The sequence below is a fragment of the Enterococcus sp. AAFC-DPL-5146 genome (assembly GCF_058216635.1).
This window is the reverse complement of the sequence record NZ_CM177103.1, coordinates 713,025-732,719: the sequence shown is the minus strand read 5'-3', so window position 1 is coordinate 732,719 and position 19,695 is coordinate 713,025. Positions and strand designations below refer to the sequence as shown.

Annotated in this window: 16 protein-coding genes, 1 pseudogene and 1 riboswitch; of the genes and pseudogenes, 1 reads left to right on the top strand and 16 read right to left on the bottom strand. The window is 35.6% G+C overall.

Annotated features, from left to right (window positions below):
- Window positions 1-69: 69 nt before the first annotated feature.
- Window positions 70-1,521 (bottom strand): UDP-glucose--hexose-1-phosphate uridylyltransferase, encoded by a 1,452-nt coding sequence (locus AC4BB2_RS03310; RefSeq protein ID WP_490474021.1) that lies wholly within the window; start codon window positions 1,519-1,521, stop codon window positions 70-72.
- Between the two features lie 11 nt (window positions 1,522-1,532).
- Window positions 1,533-1,928: pseudogene (locus tag AC4BB2_RS03305) on the bottom strand (UDP-glucose 4-epimerase GalE); the annotation flags it as partial.
- Window positions 1,929-2,320: 392 nt separating this feature from the next.
- On the opposite strand from AC4BB2_RS03305, the gene AC4BB2_RS03300 reads away from it, so the two are divergent.
- Window positions 2,321-2,488 (top strand): DUF3042 family protein, encoded by a 168-nt coding sequence (locus AC4BB2_RS03300; protein WP_490474020.1) that lies wholly within the window; start codon window positions 2,321-2,323, stop codon window positions 2,486-2,488.
- A 191-nt stretch (window positions 2,489-2,679) separates the two neighbouring features.
- On the opposite strand, the gene AC4BB2_RS03295 is transcribed toward AC4BB2_RS03300, so the two are convergent.
- The 14 genes from AC4BB2_RS03295 to AC4BB2_RS03230 form a co-directional block, all read right to left on the bottom strand.
- Window positions 2,680-4,527: an FAD/NAD(P)-binding protein gene (locus tag AC4BB2_RS03295; RefSeq protein WP_490474019.1), complete on the bottom strand. Its 1,848-nt coding sequence runs from the start codon at window positions 4,525-4,527 to the stop codon at window positions 2,680-2,682.
- A gap of 148 nt (window positions 4,528-4,675) precedes the next feature.
- Complete coding sequence (locus tag AC4BB2_RS03290) at window positions 4,676-5,074, bottom strand: rhodanese-like domain-containing protein (RefSeq protein ID WP_490474018.1); 399 nt, start codon at window positions 5,072-5,074, stop codon at window positions 4,676-4,678.
- Between the two features lie 15 nt (window positions 5,075-5,089).
- Complete coding sequence (locus AC4BB2_RS03285) at window positions 5,090-6,061, bottom strand: ROK family glucokinase (protein WP_490474017.1); 972 nt, start codon at window positions 6,059-6,061, stop codon at window positions 5,090-5,092.
- Complete coding sequence (locus AC4BB2_RS03280; protein WP_490474016.1) at window positions 6,062-6,280, bottom strand: YqgQ family protein; 219 nt, start codon at window positions 6,278-6,280, stop codon at window positions 6,062-6,064.
- A 16-nt stretch (window positions 6,281-6,296) separates the two neighbouring features.
- Complete coding sequence (locus AC4BB2_RS03275; protein ID WP_490474015.1) at window positions 6,297-7,007, bottom strand: rhomboid family intramembrane serine protease; 711 nt, start codon at window positions 7,005-7,007, stop codon at window positions 6,297-6,299.
- A 9-nt stretch (window positions 7,008-7,016) separates the two neighbouring features.
- Window positions 7,017-7,556 carry a 5-formyltetrahydrofolate cyclo-ligase gene (locus tag AC4BB2_RS03270; protein WP_490474014.1) on the bottom strand — a complete coding sequence of 180 codons (540 nt, stop codon included), beginning with the start codon at window positions 7,554-7,556 and terminating at the stop codon, window positions 7,017-7,019.
- A gap of 198 nt (window positions 7,557-7,754) precedes the next feature.
- Window positions 7,755-8,687: an alpha/beta fold hydrolase gene (locus AC4BB2_RS03265; protein ID WP_490474013.1), complete on the bottom strand. Its 933-nt coding sequence runs from the start codon at window positions 8,685-8,687 to the stop codon at window positions 7,755-7,757.
- 175 nt (window positions 8,688-8,862) lie between these two features.
- Entirely contained in the window at window positions 8,863-10,590 is a 1,728-nt protein-coding gene (locus AC4BB2_RS03260) for a Na/Pi cotransporter family protein (protein ID WP_490474012.1), read from the bottom strand.
- Between the two features lie 428 nt (window positions 10,591-11,018).
- Window positions 11,019-11,738: an MIP/aquaporin family protein gene (locus tag AC4BB2_RS03255; protein WP_490474011.1), complete on the bottom strand. Its 720-nt coding sequence runs from the start codon at window positions 11,736-11,738 to the stop codon at window positions 11,019-11,021.
- 1 nt (window position 11,739) lies between these two features.
- The gene (gene glpO / locus AC4BB2_RS03250; protein WP_490474010.1) at window positions 11,740-13,575 is read right to left on the bottom strand and encodes a type 1 glycerol-3-phosphate oxidase; all 1,836 of its coding nucleotides are present in this window, start codon (window positions 13,573-13,575) and stop codon (window positions 11,740-11,742) included.
- An 18-nt stretch (window positions 13,576-13,593) separates the two neighbouring features.
- Window positions 13,594-15,102 (bottom strand): glycerol kinase GlpK, encoded by a 1,509-nt coding sequence (gene glpK / locus AC4BB2_RS03245; RefSeq protein WP_490474009.1) that lies wholly within the window; start codon window positions 15,100-15,102, stop codon window positions 13,594-13,596.
- A 223-nt stretch (window positions 15,103-15,325) separates the two neighbouring features.
- Window positions 15,326-16,810, bottom strand: coding sequence for an AcpB/EbpR/MafR family transcriptional regulator (locus AC4BB2_RS03240; protein ID WP_490474008.1), 1,485 nt, complete (start codon window positions 16,808-16,810; stop codon window positions 15,326-15,328).
- Window positions 16,800-18,134: an FAD-dependent oxidoreductase gene (locus tag AC4BB2_RS03235; protein WP_490474007.1), complete on the bottom strand. Its 1,335-nt coding sequence runs from the start codon at window positions 18,132-18,134 to the stop codon at window positions 16,800-16,802. Before AC4BB2_RS03235 ends, AC4BB2_RS03240 begins: the two co-directional genes overlap by 11 nt.
- Window positions 18,135-18,303: 169 nt before the next feature.
- Window positions 18,304-19,218 (bottom strand): LCP family protein, encoded by a 915-nt coding sequence (locus AC4BB2_RS03230; RefSeq protein WP_490474006.1) that lies wholly within the window; start codon window positions 19,216-19,218, stop codon window positions 18,304-18,306.
- 130 nt (window positions 19,219-19,348) lie between these two features.
- Window positions 19,349-19,517: riboswitch (M-box (ykoK) riboswitch) on the bottom strand.
- Between the last annotated feature and the right edge of the window lie 178 nt (window positions 19,518-19,695).

The following is a 19,695-nucleotide window of genomic DNA, read 5'->3' as shown; positions in this document are numbered from 1 at the left end:
ATTTTTAGAGGTCACTTCTTTTTTTCTCAAATTCTTAAAATCCGAATAAATAGTAAAAGATCTGCTTTTTTATAAACTGTCAATAAAACGTTTAAAAGCTCTTTGACCTTCTGTTGTTCGTTTATAAACACTTGCACCAGCTAAAAAACTAGCAAAGCTCTTTCCTACTTCTTTTCGAATAATCTCTTTTGCATTCGCTTCATTAAACGAGTAGGCTTCTTTCATCTGATCTGCCCATTTTTTATGATGACCAGCGAGTTTATTTTTCTTATCCAAGACATAATTTTCTACTTCTTTGAGTTCTTCTCTTAAGCATGGAGGCAACACAGCTAACCCCATAACTTCAATTAATCTAATATTATTTTTGATGTGCTGACTGTCTTTATAAGGATAGAAAATTCCATCTGAATATTCATTAGAAATATTATTATCACGTAAAACTAAATCCAATTCAAAGAGTTGCCCTTTTCGGCGAGCAACGGATGTTATTGTATGATTTGGCGTTCCGTCTGCTGAAAAAGCATTGACTGATACACTTTCATCCGAATATTTTCGCCACTTTTCTAAAATCAGAGTAGCAGCTTCAATTAAATCTTCTGAATTAGGGCTTTGTAGACGAATAACAGACATTGGCCATTTAACGATCCCAGCATTCATAAGTGGAAAATCGTGTAATTCAAAATAACTGTCAATCTCTGCTGTTTCTAAAGGAAACACATGACGGCCAGCCTGATAATGATCATGTGCTACAAGTGGAAAATCAGCGTCAGAACCAACAAAGTAATGAGGCAACACTTCAACGATTCTAATCAATCTCTCAAATGTTTCTTTTGAAATAACCAACGGGCGATGTTCCTCAGACAAGATAATCGAATGCTCATTATAATAAGCATACGGTGAATACTGAAATCCCCAACTTTCTCCATTTAAATTCATTCGAATAACCCGATGATTGGTTCTAGCTGGATAATCTTTACGACCTTGGTATCCTTCATTTTCCATGCATAAAACACACTTTGGATAATCTGTTTGAGTTGTTCCAAGTTGCATTGGTTCTTTTTCTGGTCTTGATAAATCAATGGTGATTTCTAGTTCACCATATTCTGTTTCTACTGGAAAAATGATATTCTTAGCCATTGCTCTAGTTTTAATGTAGTCATTTTTTTTGTTTAAATTATAGAAATAATCTGTCGCATCAGCTGGATCATTTTCATAATGTTGGGCAAAAAAAGCATTCACAACAGAAGGTGGCGGTGTTAAAAAATCCATCAATTGTGCTTCCAGCATTTCTAATTCGGTGATACTATCTTTTACGCTGCCATTTTCCACAGCTTTCGCTACCAACTCATCTAGTAACTCTAGCGATGACTTACTAACTTCTCTTGTGGACGCTGTTTCAAATGATTCTTCACCAATCACTGTTAGTACACGATTTTGTAAGTAAAGACGATCCAGTTCCATCCAGCCACCTGCTTGGATGGCTAATGTAACAAAATCTGTAATAGTCTGGCTTGTTGACACACTAATTCCTCCTAATCTTTGTATCCCTTAGGATGACTGACATGCCAATTCCAAGCGGTTTTTATGATTTGTTGGATATCAGTCACTTTTGGTTCCCACCTTAAAATACGTTTCGCTTTTTCACTTGAGGCAACTAACTTACTAGGATCTCCAGCACGACGAGGTAAAACTTTCGCTGGAATCTCTTTACCTGTCACTTCTCTAGCAGCTTCTAACATTTCTTTAACTGAATAACCATTGTTGCTTCCAAGATTAAAAATATTACTCTCGTTCCCTTTTTGTAAATAATCCAAAGCTGCAATATGAGCTGCAATCAAATCTTCAATGTAAACTTAGTAACGAATATAAGTCTCATATAGTGTATCATAATCATCACCATAAATACCTAAATATTCTCTTTGGTCTAACACATGGAATCAAATGTTTATATATTCCAAATACTCATTCGTTTATTTTTAGTGTATTCTCTATTTTACTGCTTTCTGCCTCCATCATCAACGTCTAATCTATAAAAAAATTAGTAGATAACTTATTTTCTTTTGATAAATTGGCCAAACTTAACCCATGTCACCTTGGTTTCTATTACAACAAACTCAACTATTTATCTACACTTCAGAGTTTTTTTCTTAAAAATTTTAGTAATCGATTGAATATTTTCAAGTTAATTCCCACGATTTCCATCTCTTTATCTACTTTAGCAATTTTAATACAAAATGTTTAAATCCTTTCAATCTATTGGATTTTTTTCTACTTTTAGTTCATAATAGATATGTGTAAATAACTGAGAGGAGAAACTTATATGAAAAAATTCATTTCAGGAATGCTTGTAGGTACAGCGGTTACATGTGCTGCTGTTGTAGGATTTGCAGCTACTATCAAAAAAACTGTACTTGATCCAATTGAAGAAAAAGAAGATATGATCGAGGAAAATCGTAAAAAAGCAATGCGTAAACGCGTTTCTAGATAAAAAAGTGAAATGAACCGTTTAGCAATGAAAAAAGAGAGAATCTTGTTTATGACGTTGTTGTCATGAATAAGATTCTTCTTTTTTTGAAGAGTTGGTTCATGTAGCTAGTGAAACAAAGTGTTTAACCCTCTTGAAAATTAGAATCCTGAATGTGAAACCGTCTCTGTTTCATATGTAAGTTGTCTATTTTCCTAGAAGGTTATTTTCTCCTTAAAAATATTCCCTGCAATCAAATCAGCCTCTCGTAGAATCCATGGATCAGTTCCTGGTCTAGACGTTGTTGCGGTTAGCCAATGAATACCCTCTGTTGGAATTCCGTAACAAAATACCCCAGTAAGCGTTTCTCCTTGCGGTGACTGCAATTGATTCGTATGCCGATCTACTAAAAGTGCTCCTGTTTGAAAGAATTCACCCGATGATAATTCTAATTGATGTAAACCTACCATTTGGTCTCTTAAAAGCTGTTGCACTAATGGATTTAAGCTACACTGATTTGCTATTTTTGGCAATCTAGCCTCAATTAGAAAATGAGTTTTATATTTTTTATTCGGATATCTTTTGGAAACCCCAACAAAATAACCAGCTCCTGTTTCTATCATCATTTCTGGACCAATCAATGTAATGATTCCCGCTTCAATCAAAGCTTTTAATTCCGCTATTCTTTCAAGCGGCGGACCGATTGAAAGAAAGGCATTCAATGGCGTAAACCAATCCCACAACCATTTTTTGTATTCATCATTTGAAAATAACTCGTTATCAATCATAAAACGTATTTCGTCTCTTAGATCTTTTAAACAATCTAAAGCAGCACTAAATGGCCCTGTTATCGTCCCTTTCTTTGCCTCAAAAAAGTCCCAGTTCAAATAATCAAGGATAAATCCTTGGAAAGAATCTCCTTCTCCTCCACCTTGATCAGGATGTTCAATAATTGACCAATCCCAATAATCTTTTTCCTTGATTCCATATTTTTCTAGTACTGATTCAGCGCCTTTTGTGCGGATATACTCTTCATTAAAACGCGACTGATTAATTTTAGGATAATTGCTTTGGATTAACGCCGAATAATAAGCAAATTCAACTTCTTTTTTTAACAGTGTGAAAAACTGCTCTGCCGAAAATGTTCCTTTACGTTTAAACTTATTTAAACTTTTTTCTTTTAAGAAACGTGGCTGATACTCTTCACCATAACCTTTTTGATTCATCCCTCTGGCATGATAAGGAATGCCCCTACCAGAACCAGCAAAAATTTTAGGTTCTTTACCTGAAGGATGATAGATCAATTTTCCATCAACCTCTTCAAAAAATCCACCACGCTCACTTGTTAAAAGAGCTAGGTAATCAAAGAAAACTAGCCCTAACCCCCGAATCAAGATAGATTTGTTTTCGGTGATTGCTTCAAGATACGCATCTGCTGCGTTTTTAGGCGTGGAGTAGAATAAACGATGCTCACTGGCATACGCCGCTAGTTCCTTCTCATTTCCAACTAGTTCATTTTCTTGATGGCCTAAAGCCAAAATAACTTTATCCACAGTCGTTTCAACTGCTTTTGTATATACTAGAAATTTATCCTCTGCTACTTTCACTGCTCGAACGGCGTCTTTAAAAAACTTAACTGATGTTTGTTCGGTCATTCGCGTTTGCACAAATTCGTAGAACCATTTTTGATACAATCCATATAAAACCCGCGAACAATGATCGTTTGGTCCTACTTGTTCACATTCTTCTAATAACATCGATTTATTTTCAAAATTATATTTTTTGATAAAAGTTGCAGCTTCTATTTTTATCCACTCATATAAGTTCGGCCCTTTAGCAACGGGGCCTTTAGTACTTAACGTTTCGTCTGTAAACAGCGTAACGTGAGAGGTTACCGAATTCATTAATAAAGATAACGGTTGGTCTTCCCGCCATATTTTACCTCCTGGTCCAAAAGGATCAAACATTGTAATTTGAATAACTTGTTCTCCTCTTGACCACTCAACAATGCGTTCTAAAGCTGAAAGACCACGAGGGCCACCACCAACAATTGCTATTTTCATATTGCCCCTCCTTTCACATTACTTTCCTTTATTTTATCTTAATTACTCAAAAAAGAAACGATTTACGCTGTTAATCAAGAAACAAAAAACACAGAGAAGTAAACGTTGTTCATTCTTTGAACTTCCGCTAGTCTCTGTGTTTGATTAATTAAGCATTTTTCTTCTTAGTTTTTCCAGTCCAACCATCATAGCCGCCTTTTAAAATATAAAGATCTTTAAAGCCATTTTTGCGTAATTGATTCGCAGTACGAATACTCAGTGATTTTTTCTGATCATAAAGATAAACTGGTTGGTCTTTACGAATTGAATTCAGTGTCGTTTTAATCGTTGTATACGGCATATTGCGGGCACCAAGAATATGGCCTGCATCAAAGGAGTCTTTTTCACGAACATCAATGATTTGAGCTTTTCTCATGCCTTCTTTAAATTCTTCTTCTGTAATCATTTTAGCTGAACGCTTCGTCATAATTCGAAGATATAGTTCATTTGCTCCCATTGCTAATAAAATTGTTAATAAAATAATATTGATAATCCACAAAACGTTCATTCTAAAATCCCTTTCTTACTCTTTCTCCATAAATTGTAACGCTAATGATGCAGCTCCGATAACCCCAGCCTCATTGCCTAACTGAGCCAGCTTAACTTGCGTGCTATTACGAACTTCTGGGAAAGTAAATTCTTCAAAATATTTTTGAACACGACTACGTAGAAACTCTCCCGCAGCAGAAACTCCGCCGCCAATGACGATACTAGATGGATTCAAGGTATTTCCGACATTTCCAATCGCAAGACCTAAGAAATAGCAGACACGGTCAACAACCATCAAGGCGAATGGGTCATCTGCTTGTGCATAGTCAAAGACATCTTTACTAGACACGTCTTGTCCATCATCAATAGCTTGTTTCAATTGGGAATCGCCTGCATATTCTTCTGACATATGACGAGCAACTCGAACCACACCAGTTGCACTGGAAACTGTTTCTAAACACCCACGTTTACCGCAAGTACATTCAAAACCACCAGGATCAACGGTCACATGACCAATTTCACCAGCACATCCATTCACACCATGTAATAAGTTACCTTCTGCAATAATTCCGCCGCCAACGCCTGTCCCCAATGTGATGAAAACGACATCGGGATTGTTTTCTCCCGCACCTTTCCATCGTTCACCTAAAGCAGCCACATTAGCATCATTATCCAAGACAAATGAAATGCCTGTTGCTTCTTCAATTTGTGCTTTGACCTTTTGTTTTTTTGTCCAGTTGAGATTATATGCGCCAACCACTGTGCCTTTTTTTATATCGACACTACCGGGAGTACCCATACCGATTCCGATAAAATCATCGTGTTTCATTCCATAAAGAGAGATTCGATGATTGATTGATTCGATGATATCTGGCACAATATGGCTGCCATCGTCTAGAACATTAGTCTCAATACTCCATTTTTGCTGAACATCTCCATCGGTGTTCAAAATCGCAAACTTAATCGTTGTCCCGCCTAAATCAATCCCAATCAATTTCTTATCCATTTACTCTGTTCCTTTCTCAGTCCCTCTGCTTTCTTCAATCCGATGTTCCCTTTGCAGAATACTTCTTGCGTGGAGATAGGTGTCTCTATCAATTAAGTGACCTTCATAAATATTTTTCAATTCAATCATCATCAACTCAATATCATAAATTCTAGCACCTACATAAATATAAATGCCGAATTGTTTAAATAACTGTTGTACATCATATAACGTTTCCATTAATGCACTTCCTTTATTATACAAGTAAACCGAATTTTTTAAAACCCAAGACTAAGCAAACCGCCAACAGAAATAAAAAAATAATCCCCGAAATAATACGTTCATGAATATTAAATTCTTCTGAACGATCTGGCACAGCCAATGACGAAGCAACTAGTAAGCCACCAATCAAGCCGCCAATATGTCCCATAATATCTACAGAACTGCTAAACAGATTAAAAATTAAATTAATGACAATAAATGTCGTATAGCGTTGAACCATAAAGGAAATCGCTGGATTATTTCTAAAATGACGTCCTAAAATAACGAAGGCGCCAAATAATCCAAATAAAGACGTACTTGCTCCTGCCGAAATACTAAGAGGTGATCCAAAAGTAAAACTAACGATATTTCCAGCAATTCCGCTTAACAAATAAATTAGCAGATATCGCCAGTGACCATAAATATTCTCAACCTGAGAACCGACATAATAAAGTGTCACCATATTTACTGCAAAATGCAACCACCCAATATGTAAAAACATTGGAGTGAAAAAGCGCCAGTATTCATGTAAGTAAAGAATCTCTCTTCTTGACATAGCTCCCCACCGAATCAGGACCATACTATTTTCTGAGCCACCTGAAAGTTCCATGCCTAGAAAGACAATCGTTGTGATTCCAAGTAGAATATAAGTAATTAGGGGCTGTTTTAGTACTCTTTTTATTTTCATTTGTGTTTGATAATTCATATGTTCCTCCTAGCTGATAAATAATCGTTTTACAGGCAAATCAAATGCTTCAACCTGCCAACTTTCTTGAATCTGTTCACTGAATACCAAACTACATGTTTCACCTTGATAATCTTGAAGAAATCGATCATAATAACCCCCACCAAAACCAATTCGATATCCCTCATGAGTAAATACAATACCTGGTACAACTAATAAATTGATTATTTTAGCAGGTACTTCAAGTGCATCAATGGGTTCTTCAACACCAAAAGCTGTTTTTTCAAAAATTGTATCTGGTTCGACTATATGGAAAGTCAATCTTCGGTCTTTGCCTGCTATGGGCATCAACATTTGTTTACCTGACTTCCAGCCTTTATCCAACAAAATATGGGTATCAAACTCAAAATCCAGTGGTTTTGTAATAGCGATCGTTTGCGCACTTTTCCAGCAAGAATCAGCGAATAAGGCTTGACTAATTTCTTGTTCTTTTTGTTCTTTTAACATAGGATGTTCGTGCAGCCATTTTAAGTTTCTCAATCCCAATTTTCTTAAACGGTTTTTCTCCACAGTCAAACCCTCCCAAATTTAAAAATTGAATAAACTCTATCCGTATCAACTGAAGAATAGGTAACTATCAGAGCGGTATTTTTCCACAATTATATTTTACCTTTTTCCCAAGATATATCACTTTAATTTACAAATCTTGTTTCGTTTAACACTTACCTTGTAGTTTATAGAAAAATCCTAGAAATAGCAAACGGATTTCTAGCTTTCAGATGTAAAATTTCTTCTTTTTTCCAGCCAGTTACTGATAGCTTTATATACCTCAATTTTTTCATCTTCTAGCAAAATTTCATGACGTAATTCTGCAAATAAAACCAAAGATACATCTTTTACTCCTGCCGTAGCAAGTTCCTTCGCAACTTTTCTAGGTCCTTTACCAAAATCACCGACAGGATCTTGTTCACCGCTGATAATTAAAATAGGTAACTCCTGTTGGATATCATTTGCCCACCCCTGATTATTCGCTCCATCAACTAAACGAAATAACGTGTAAAAACCATTATTTGTAAAAATGAAACCTGTTAATGGATCACTTTCATAGCATCGAACATTCTCCTGATTTTTACTTAACCAATTAAATCCCCCAGATTCGGGAAATTGCTTACTGAAAGAACCAAAGGCTAGTTGATCCAGCCATTTATTTTGTTTTTTAGGCGCAGTTCGATTCAATGCATTCGTTACAGAAAGAGCTAATGGTAACATTGCTGGTTTTTTCCCTGTTCCCATAAAAATAGCCCCGCTTATTTCAGTGACATTCCCCTGTAGATAATTACGTAGCGCAAACGATCCCATACTGTGGCCTAACATAAAATGAGGGAGATTAGGATAATTATCTTCTATCCATGTTTTGACCTGATGAATATCTTCCAATACAAATGATACAGATTCTCCTTTGCCAAAATACCCATGTTTTGGATCAACAGTTTCCACAGATTCTCCATGTCCTAAATGATCGTGCCCCACAACAACATATCCCAGTCCATTTAAATAGTTAGCAAAATCATGATAACGTTCTATATATTCAGCCATTCCGTGGATAATTTGAAGCGTTCCTATCGCTTCTTTTTCTGGTTCCCAACAGATAAAATGGCTTGCTATTTTTTGATTAGATGACAAAAAAGTATTATGTTTCATATTATGTCCCTCTTCTTAATTGATAGTTTTATTATAAACGATTTTGGGTCAATGAATAGTGAAATAGTCACTTTCTTTTAAATAAGTTTGTATAAAAAAATGAGTCAACCATCCGAAAATCATTAAAAACCTGCTGAGATATACATAAAGCTATATCTTAGCAGGTTTTTCATTATTATGATTGTACTGTTATCACAGGATTCACCGATTGATCTACTGCAATTTCTTCTGTTCCATAACGCTCACCTAAAACATATTTCGCTATATGAATCGTTCGATCACTCATCCGTTCCAAATTAGATGCTGTATCAATAAACAACACACCATCAGCCGCTCGCCCTTTACCACTATTCATAATAGAAATGTACTTTTTACGCAGTAATTTGACCATCTGATCGATTTGTTCTTCTCGATCCAACATATGGGCAGCCATTTCTTTGTCATCATTTTCAAAAGCAACCAAAGAATCACGAATATTTTTCAATACTTTTTTGAATAAATCAATCAAGTCTTCGTCATTTAAAATCAAAGTATCTCGACCAGAAATTTTACCAGCTTTTTTATCTTTAGATTGTTGCTTCTTCTCAAGACGAATCGCTTCAGTTAGGTTTTGGATAATATTACGGCAATGATCACCGATCCGTTCCAAATCTTTGGTCATCTCTAACATCATTGTCTGCTCATGACTTTCAGAAAGGGATAATTCCGTTGCTGAAAGCTGAACTAGATATTCCGTTAAACGATTATCCATATCATTAATCGCCGTTTCATATTGGTCAGCATTTTCTTTATCGATCGTATCTTGTCTTTCATAATAAGCCTTAGTTGCTTCAAACGCTCCTAATACATAATCGCCCATTTGTAGCAATTCGATTTTCGCTTGATTCAATGCTAACGTAGCGGAATTTTGAATAATTGATTCGTTTAAGTTAGATGGTTTAAACTCAATATTCCGATCTTTCCCTGGAATGATTTTCCGGACGATCAGCTCAATTTTATCGATAAACCAAAACTGGATCAGCAAATTAGAAACATTGAATAAGCCATGTGCTACAGCAATTTGCATCGCCGGTTTTAAATGTAAAGCATTAGAAATGGCTACTACAACCGCTGTAAAGGGCGTTAACAATGTCGTGAATATTATCGCTCCGACTAAGTTAAAAATCACGTGAGAAGCTGCTGTACGCTTAGCAGCAACGCTGACACCTAATGCCGCAATTACTGCTGTAATCGTCGTACCAATATTATCTCCAAATAAAATCGGTAATACCGATCCTATCGCTAAACTTCCTTGACTATACAATTGCTGTAAAATCCCAATTGTTGCACTGGAACTTTGCAAAACCATTGTAAGCAATGTTCCTATCCCAACTCCTAAAATAGGATGATGCGAAACGTCTACCATTAAATCAGCAAACTGCGGCAACGTGCTCAGCGGCGCCATGCCTTCACCCATCAATTTTAACCCGTAAAATAAACAACCAAAACCAAAAATGATCTGCCCTATATTGTTGACAGTTTCCCTTTTTGAGAAAAATAATAAAATTGAACCTACACCAATAATCGGCAATGCGTAGGAACTCAGATTAAATCCAATAATAAAAGCGGTTACCGTTGTTCCCACATTGGCACCCATAATGACACCAATTGCCTGACGTAAAGACATAAAGCCCACACTAACTAAACCTACAGTTAAAACCGTTGTTCCAGAACTGCTTTGAATGATTGCGGTCACAATTAATCCTGCTAAAACAGATCTTAAAGGTGTAGATGTAAACGTATTTAAAATTTCCCGCAAAGAATCACCTGCAGACTTCTGCAAACCATCCCCCATATACTTCATACCAAACAAAAAAATTCCTAAGCCTCCCAGAAAAGGAAACAATATTTCTTGATAGGACATTATTATGATCCTCCTTAATTTAAAAGCGTAGCAGGCTCGATTAACCTCAAATGGAAAATATGATTAAGGTGCTCTTTTCCTCATTCAGTTTTTATCCTTTTCCCGAAAGGTTAGCCTGCGAAGCTAGATAGATAAAAGCATGGCGAGCTTCGTTTAGTCTCGACTGAAAAATACGGCTGAGGTGCTTTTTACCTCATCCAGTTTTTATCTTTTTTCCAAATGACTAACACATGAAACTAAATTTAAACTCTACAAATACAGTTAAAAACTCAACTCCTTTTAAGAGTACAGAAAAATACGCTCCTTGTAAATAAAATACTGACACTTTTTCACGAAAAAATGATTTATAGCTAATTAATCTATAATTTATGCAGACAAAAAAGAGTTGAAAGAATCTCGTCTTTCAACTCTCAAGTTTACATTATTAATCAAATCATCAACATATACACCCCAGAAGCTACTAAAGCGCCAATCACAGGTCCTACGATAGGAACCCAAGAATAACTCCAATCAGAAGCTCCTTTTGTTGGAATTGGTAATATTTGGTGCGCTAAACGGGGACCAAAATCACGAGCCGGATTAATTGCATAGCCTGTAGGTCCTCCTAAAGATAAGCCAATTGATAAAATCAACGCCCCTACTACCAATGGATTTAACCCATCTGTAAATGCATGTTGCGAAAATGAAAGTAAACCTAAAACTAAAATGAATGTACCAATAATTTCAGTTATCATATTCGCTGGGTAATTACGAATTGCAGGTCCTGTAGCAAAAGTTCCTAAAATCGCCCCTTGATCTTCTGTCACTTTCCAATGTGGTAAATAAGCTGCCCAGACTAAGAATGCTCCAACTACCGCACCAAGTACTTGGGCAATAATAAACGGTATCACCATTCCCCAACTAAAACTACCAGTCATTGCCATCGCAATTGTTACAGCCGGATTCAAGTGAGCTGGTCCCATAAAGCCAGCAATATAAACCGCCATTGTTACAGCCATCGCCCAACCAAAAGCAATCACGATCCAGCCAGAAGCTTCTGCTTTACTCTTCTTTAAATTAACAGCAGCACACACACCATCACCTAAAAGAATCAAAATCATCGTTCCTAAAAACTCACTGAAAATCTGTGTCATATTGGAAGTATCCATTTTACTTCGCTCCTTCTTTTAATAGGCTTAAATCAGACTCTGCAATCAATTGATTCAATTCATTTGTATATTGTTCTTTTTGCCCATCAGACCAGTTGTAATAATTAGTCATCTCAGCAATGACGCCTTGTTTCACTTCATCTAGCGTATCTCTCATAAATAATAAATGGTTCGTTCTGCGGACTAGATAATCTGCAGGAGTTAATGCCATTTCATTTTCTAAAGCATAATGCAGCGCAATGGTTTCAGCTAAACTTAAACCAGTTACAGGTTTAGTCTCATCAATTTTTTCAAAAACTTTCGTTACATTAGAACCATATAAATGAGCAAGGTATTCCGCTTCTTCTTTCGATAGTCCTTTTTCGATTCCACTTTTTGCAAGTTCCTCCAATTCTATCTCCACATTTGCCGGATCAATATTCCCTCCAGAAACAGAATATGTTTTGGAATCAATCAATTGGAACTCACAATTGAATTCTTCTTTTAAAATTCGTTGAATTTCTTTTAATGCGCCTTCAGCCATCTTCCTATAATCTGTGATTTTCCCACCAGATAAGGTCAATAAGCCATCCTCTGAGCGTTCTAATAAACTACCTCTGGAAACAGCTGACGGGTTTTCTTTGCTTTCAGCTAAAGAGTCCTCCAAATGATTTAAGACATTTTCTACATCATAACGAGAAACTTCTTGTTTTTGATACTTGGCTACGATATCAATCACTTGATCGAAACTTTTATCTGAAACTTTACCATTATTGCCGCCGTTATAATCAGAACCGCCATTTTCAGAAATCAACGGGCGTAATCCAGCCCAGCTTGCTTCAATATCATCTATGGTCACATTCGCTTGTGGATATCGATTATTAACAATTTCTAGTAAATAATCAACGTCTTCTTGAGTAACAGTAGGGTGTTCATAATCACCTGTATAATCCGTATCTGTTGTACCAAAGTAGGTTTTCTTTTCTCTTGGAACAACAAAGACCATCCGACCATCATGTTTTCCAGTATCAAAATATGTTGGTTGAGGCACAAATAATTTACTACTGTCCACAACCAAATGAACACCTTTGGTCGGACGCATTTGCGGAATTAGTTTTTTTGCTGTGTCTAACCCACGAACTTTATCAGACCATGGACCTGTTGTATTGATGATTACTTTCGCTTTGATTTCAAAAATTTCATCTGTTAATAAATCTTTCGCCTTAACACCGGTAATTTTACCTTGATTACTGAAAATGAAACCTATCGCTTTGACTTTACTCACCATCAAACCGCCATCTTGCCCAGCTTGTTTAATATTTTCGATTACAAGTCTAGCATCGTTATTTCTAAAATCTAGATAAACACCGCCGCCTTGCAATCCTTTACTTTTTAATTGCGGCTCTCTTTCTAATACTTCTTCTTTTGTTAAAGTGTAATTTTCATACTTCGTTCCGATTACATTTGCTAAACGATCATATAAATCCATAGCAACTTTAACAGAAAACATATTAAAGGTTGCTTTCGGTTCATCGTAAATCGGTAAAAGCATCGGATCTGGTTTAGGAATATGAGGAGCAATCGCTTGAACAACAGCTCGTTCTTGAACCGTATCTGCAACCACTTCTACATCAAAATTTTTCAAATAACGAATCCCGCCATGAACTAATTTAGTCGAACGAGAAGATGTTCCTTCTGCAAAATCCTGCATTTCGATCAGTCCTGTTTTCATACCAGCAGCACTTGATTGCAATGCAACACCTGCACCTGTAATACCACCGCCAATAATCAATAAATCCAATTCTTCCTGTTTCATTTTTTCAATCGATTCTTTACGCGTTTTGATTGAGAATGTCATAACCTTTCACTTCTTCCTTTATTTTGATTTATGTTTGAACATTTGAGTCGCAGCAACGGCTTGTTGCCACCCTTCGTATAGATCATCTCGTTCTTCATCAGGCATTTTAGCTTCAAAAATTTGTCCTTCTTCATAAAATTCTTTCAGTTCATCTAGATCTTTCCAAAATCCAACCGCTAATCCAGCTAAAAAGGCTGCACCTAGTGCTGTTGTTTCTAAATTTTGAGCCCGTTGAACGGATGTATTTAAAATATCTGCTTGAAATTGCATCAATAAATCGTTATTAGCCGCGCCACCATCAACTTTTAAGATTGGAATATCAATTCCTGTATCATTTTTCATCGTATCAATAATGTCACGAACTTGATAAGCCACCGCTTGCAATGTTGCTTTCACAAAATCTTCTCTCGTTGTTCCTCTTGTTATACCGAAAACTGCACCTCTTGCATCTGAATCCCAATAAGGAGCACCCAATCCTGTAAAGGCTGGAACAACGTAGACTTCATTACGATTGTGAGATTCTTTTGCTACGGCCTCAGACTCAGCAGCTGTTTGGATCATTTTCAACCCATCACGTAACCATTGAATAGCTGAACCAGCAACAAAAATACTTCCTTCTAGGGCATAGTAAACTTTTCCATTGATACCATAACCAATCGTTGTCAGTAAATTATTATCTGAAAGCTGTGGTTTTTCTCCTGTATTCATCACAATAAATGAACCTGTACCATACGTATTTTTAACCATTCCAGGGTCAAAAGCCATTTGGCCGAATAATGCTGCCTGTTGGTCACCAGCCATACCTGAAATTGGAATTTCACTACCGTAAAAATGATAATTTTTCGTCAAGCCATAAACTTCTGAATTGGATGTTGCTTTTGGCAACATCACCCGAGGAATATTTAAAATATCTAAAATATCTTGATCCCAATCTAACTCATGGATATTGAACAACATGGTTCTACTAGCATTTGAATAATCAGTTACATGGGTTTCTCCACCAGTTAATTTCCAAACTAACCAAGAATCAATCGTTCCAAATAATAAATCCCCTTTTTCAGCTCTTTCTTGCGCACCTTCAACATTATCTAAAATCCAGCGAATTTTCGTTGCTGAAAAGTACGCATCTACAATCAATCCAGTTTTTTCATGAATCATGTCATCATGTCCATCTTCTTTTAATTGATCTGCAATTGGTGATGACTGACGAGATTGCCACACAACTGCATTATAGATTGGTAGCCCTGTATGTTTATCCCAGACAACAGTCGTTTCACGTTGATTCGTAATTCCGATACCAACAATATCAGAAGGTTTAACACCAGACTCGATCAAAGCACCAGCGATTACAGATTGAACTGAGTTCCAGATTTCATTTGCATTATGCTCTACCCAGCCTGCTTTAGGAAATATTTGTGTAAATTCTTTTTGCGAACTACCTATTTTGTTGCCTTTTTTATCAAAAATAATTGCTCTTGAACTAGTTGTTCCTTGATCGATCGCCATGATGTACTTTTGTTCTGTCATTGTGGTTTCCTCCTTAAATTTAAAAGCGTAACAATTTGATTTTTCCACCTTTTCTTGAAAACGCTTTATTTTCTATGTGTTTATAATAATCGCAAATCATTTCGAAAAAACGTCATCTTTTTTTTTATTTTAAAAATAATTGAAAGTTTTCACATAAAACCTTGTCGTATCAATAAAAAGAAGGAAAAACAAAACCAAAAACAGGCTTGTTTTCCCTTCTTTTTTATTCACTATCTCTTCTTTTACCATGTAATTCTCGGATTTTTTTTCTAATCTGATTGATATCATATGTAGAGCCAAGTTCCGATAAAACATATACTTCTTTTGACGACCGATAAGAAGCTGGTTTTATAACGTTTGTGATCATCAAATCATAAGACTGTTTTGAATCATAAGGTTCAATCGTCAAACCATTCAAATTTTTCAAGCTTAAAATCAATACTTGAGTCATTACCTCTTTATATAAATGATCCATTTCCAAATCAATGCCGATGCGTGTCTCACCAACAATTTCAAAATCAATAATCGCCAATACACTTAAATACTTCACTAATGACCATTCATGCAAACTATTGCCTTGTTCATAGCTTTCATCAAAACATTCCAAGCTTTTCCCTAAAAGAACATGAGAAAAATCTCTTAACTGATGACTAGAAAGATGTTGCTCTTTTTGCCAAACATTCTCTCGGTCAAATAATTCCAGTTCTCCTTTAAAAAAGTATAATCGGCTATGAATTTGAGAGAAATAATAAAAGATCTTTTTCTCCAGTTCTGGAAAAAACTTTTGTGGACGATAGTATAAAATCACATGCTCCAATACAAAAGTATCCGCCAAAGAAGTTGGTGTTCGTCGTCCTCGAATCAAACTGTATTGTTGAAAATCTGATTCTGTCAAAACCGACATGCTCGTTAAAAAAATAAAATGCAGTAAACTTTCCTCATCGTCTATTTCAAGAGGATAACGACTAAAAAAGCGTAAAACAAATGAACGTAAGGTTTTAAAAAATGGGTCTTGTTCATAACTACGGCTTTTACTGTATAATTCTGTAAAAATTTTTGGTTGAATGGTAATTCTTTTTTTACTGATGGTCAGCCATAAACTGATTTTCAATTTGCTATGCTCCTCAAAAGAGAGAGCTAAGGCTTTTTCCAAGGCTTCAATGATTCTGATATTTTGAATCGTTAATGTTTTTTCTTGATGAATCTCATAAGGGGTTAAAAACCAGTATAACTGAAAGTAAAAATAGCGAATTTGCAATTCCTCGCCTTTTATCTGACCATTACGAATTTTAAGGTCAAATTCTTTTAACAGCTGATTTAGCTCCTTGATTTTTCGAAACAACGACGACTCACTAATCATGAATTTAGTCGTCAATTGTGCAATCGTAAACTCACGATAATGAAACAAGTAATCAATCAACTGAAACTTGATAGATGCCCGAATATAATCATCCAAAATTTTATTAAGGGAGAACTGATCCGACATGTGCAATACGACCCATTGACCATCATAAAACAGTGAACACTCTTTATCGTAAGGCTTTAAATAGTAGCCCAGTTCTTTTAAATCACTTTCTAAAGAGGCTTTTGAGATACTTAAATAATCCAGTAGTTCCGTATCTGCTATACGCCCTCCAGCTAAAATAACTTTTTTCAAGATACCAATTTCTCTTGCCTCTTTTTTATCAAGTAACTTTTCAATTTTCATTTGCTTCACTCCACAAACCTTCAAGTCCCAATTGGTTGGTGACATCTAGGACATTAGAAAAGTACGGATGGTATAAAAAGTCTTTTTGATAAAGTTGTTCCAGGGTTTGTTCCATTTGAATTCCTAATGCAAGGGTATTGATTTTTTCAAGGATATTAGCTTTTGATACTAATTGTGCCCCTAAAATTTTGTGACTGGACTTTTCAAAAATAATTTTTCCGACGATTTTTTCACTACCCGAAAAAAAGGAACTTTTTTGCTCCACATGAGAAACAGCTATCGGTTGATCGTGAAACAAGCCTTCTTCTTCCGTCAAACCAGTACTTGCAACATAATAATCCACAAGTTTCGTACCAATCGTGCGAATTGATCCAACAAATGGCGTGGTGGCTTTAAGAAGATTTTCAGCAACAACTAATCCCGTCCTAACAGCATTGTTCACTAAAGGAATATAAAATGATTCATCAGACAAACTATAAGGCATTTGAATACAGTCACCTACAGCAAAAATATCTTTTTGGGAAGTTTGTAGGTACTCATTTACGAGAATGGTCTGATCTGTGTGGATTTGGATATGTTTGTCTAAATAACGTAAATCTGGACGCACATTCATCGCAAAAATAGCACTGTCACATAAGCAATCGATTTTTTTCGTTGCAATCAAAAGACCTTCATCGGTATCAGTGATCGTCTCGACCATCTCATCAAAATGAAAAACTACCCCTTTAGCTTCCATTTCATCTTGTACAGGCTGAATCATTTCTTTATCGAAATACTTAAATAATAAATAATCCATCCGCTCAAAAAGATGAACTTCTTTCCCCTTCTTTAGTAGTGTATCTGCGGCTTCTGCACCAATTTGACCACCGCCAATCAAAGCGACCTTTTCGCTCGCTTCCAATCGTTCAATAGCCTTTAGAACTCCTGGTAAAAATTTATATTTTAATACTTTTTCAGATTCACTGCCAAGAATCTTCTGTGACCATTGACTTGAGCCTGTTGCTAAGATTAATTTATCAAAGGACATGAAAAGCTCAGATCCTTGTTGTTCATATTTAAGGATATGCTCAATTGAATCCATGCTGATTACAGTTGCATTTAATAGTAAATGAATGTTTCTATCTGTTACTTGTTTTTCCGAAATAAATCGAGCTTCTTCGGCTGGTTCAATTGATTCATTAAAATAAAGATTAAGTCCACCTGATAAATAACCAATCGTTTGTTGTTTCTCAATAATATGTATTTCTGCATTAGGATGCCTTTTTCTTATCGCCAAAGCAGCTGACAAACCAGCAAAAGAAGCTCCAATAATCACGACCTTCACAGTAAAACCTTCTTTCTAAATGACTAAAACGTTTTCTTAAAGGATAGCACAAGCTTGATTGAAACGCATAGAATTAAGTTAACTTGTTTTATTATTTTAATAAAAAAAACGATCTGCTTACTCAACATATAGTTGAACAAGCAGATCGATTCAGTTATTCAATTAGATTCTAATTATTTTTCATAAACGCTTGAATTGCGTCAGCATTCTTCTGTGCATCTAGTTCAATCACGCTGCCAGACTCTGTATAGTCATTAAAGTCCCATGTTCCTTGTACCGGAACTGAAAGTGATTTTAATGGTTTTACTTTTCCAGAAAGAAAATCTTTGGCTAAATCAATCAATAAACTAGTGGAAACATTTGTATCAATTTTCCCAACTAATTTCCCAGCAACTTGAGGCAATTCCCAGATTGGAATCAAGTCTTTTGACTGATTAATCAATGCATCCATTACTTGTTGCTGACGTCTGATTCGTCCGAAATCCCCTTCTTCATCCATTCTAAAACGAGCATATTGCAATAGACTATTCCCATGTAGAGTTTGCTTACCTTTGACAATATCTACTCCGTCTAAATTAATATCTTTTTCAGCGTCAATCGTGACTCCTTTTGGATAAAGTTCATCGATAATATCACTAAACTCTTTAAAATCCATTACAACATAATAATTGATTGGTAAACCAAAATCTTGATTCAACACTTCTTTAGTTAATTGAGCGCCGCCATATGCATACGCTGCATTTATTTTATCCATACCACGATTAGGAATATCTACATAACTGTCTCTCATGATTGAAATTAATTTAGGCTGTTTCGTCTTACCATCATAATGAGCCACCATCAATGTATCTGATCTCCCTTGATCCTCATCGTCATCTCTAGAGTCATTCCCAACAACCATAACAGTTAATTCTTTATTACTTGATTGCTGATCACCAGTAAAATTATGGTTTTTACTGGAAAGTTGTGACTCGCTTTTTTCTTTCGCTACTTGAAATGATATGGCAGCATAACAGGCTGAACCAATCACCACAAGAAGAATAGATAACAAAGTAATAATACCTATTTTTACAGATTTTTTCATTTTGAATTCCTTTCCAAACCTCGTATATTTACTTGTATACAAGAAAATCCCTTCACTAACATCAATCAGCGAAGGGATTAGATTACTGGGTAAAAACACATGACAACAGTCACTTATTTACAAATTACCTAGATCTTCTCTTCGTTGAGTTTTAGCACTATATAACGTAAAAAGCATTGCTTTTAGCTACTTTGAAAATCGCCTTAATTCGACAACTTTTGTCCTACCCGTGCCTGTCTTTCGACATTTCTGAGCAGCAGCCTGTGTTTATATAGGAGCCTCACCTAACAAGTATTTAATTCATTTTAAACTATAATCTGTAAGCATCCCAAAGTCAAATTAAAAATGGATAAAACAACCTCACAAAGTAGCCATAATAAATCCAGATTTCTTATTATAAACTGGATATAGTAAGCTTAATAGTCTTGTTTCCAGCAATAAAATTACAAATAATCTTTACTTTTTCTTAACCATTTT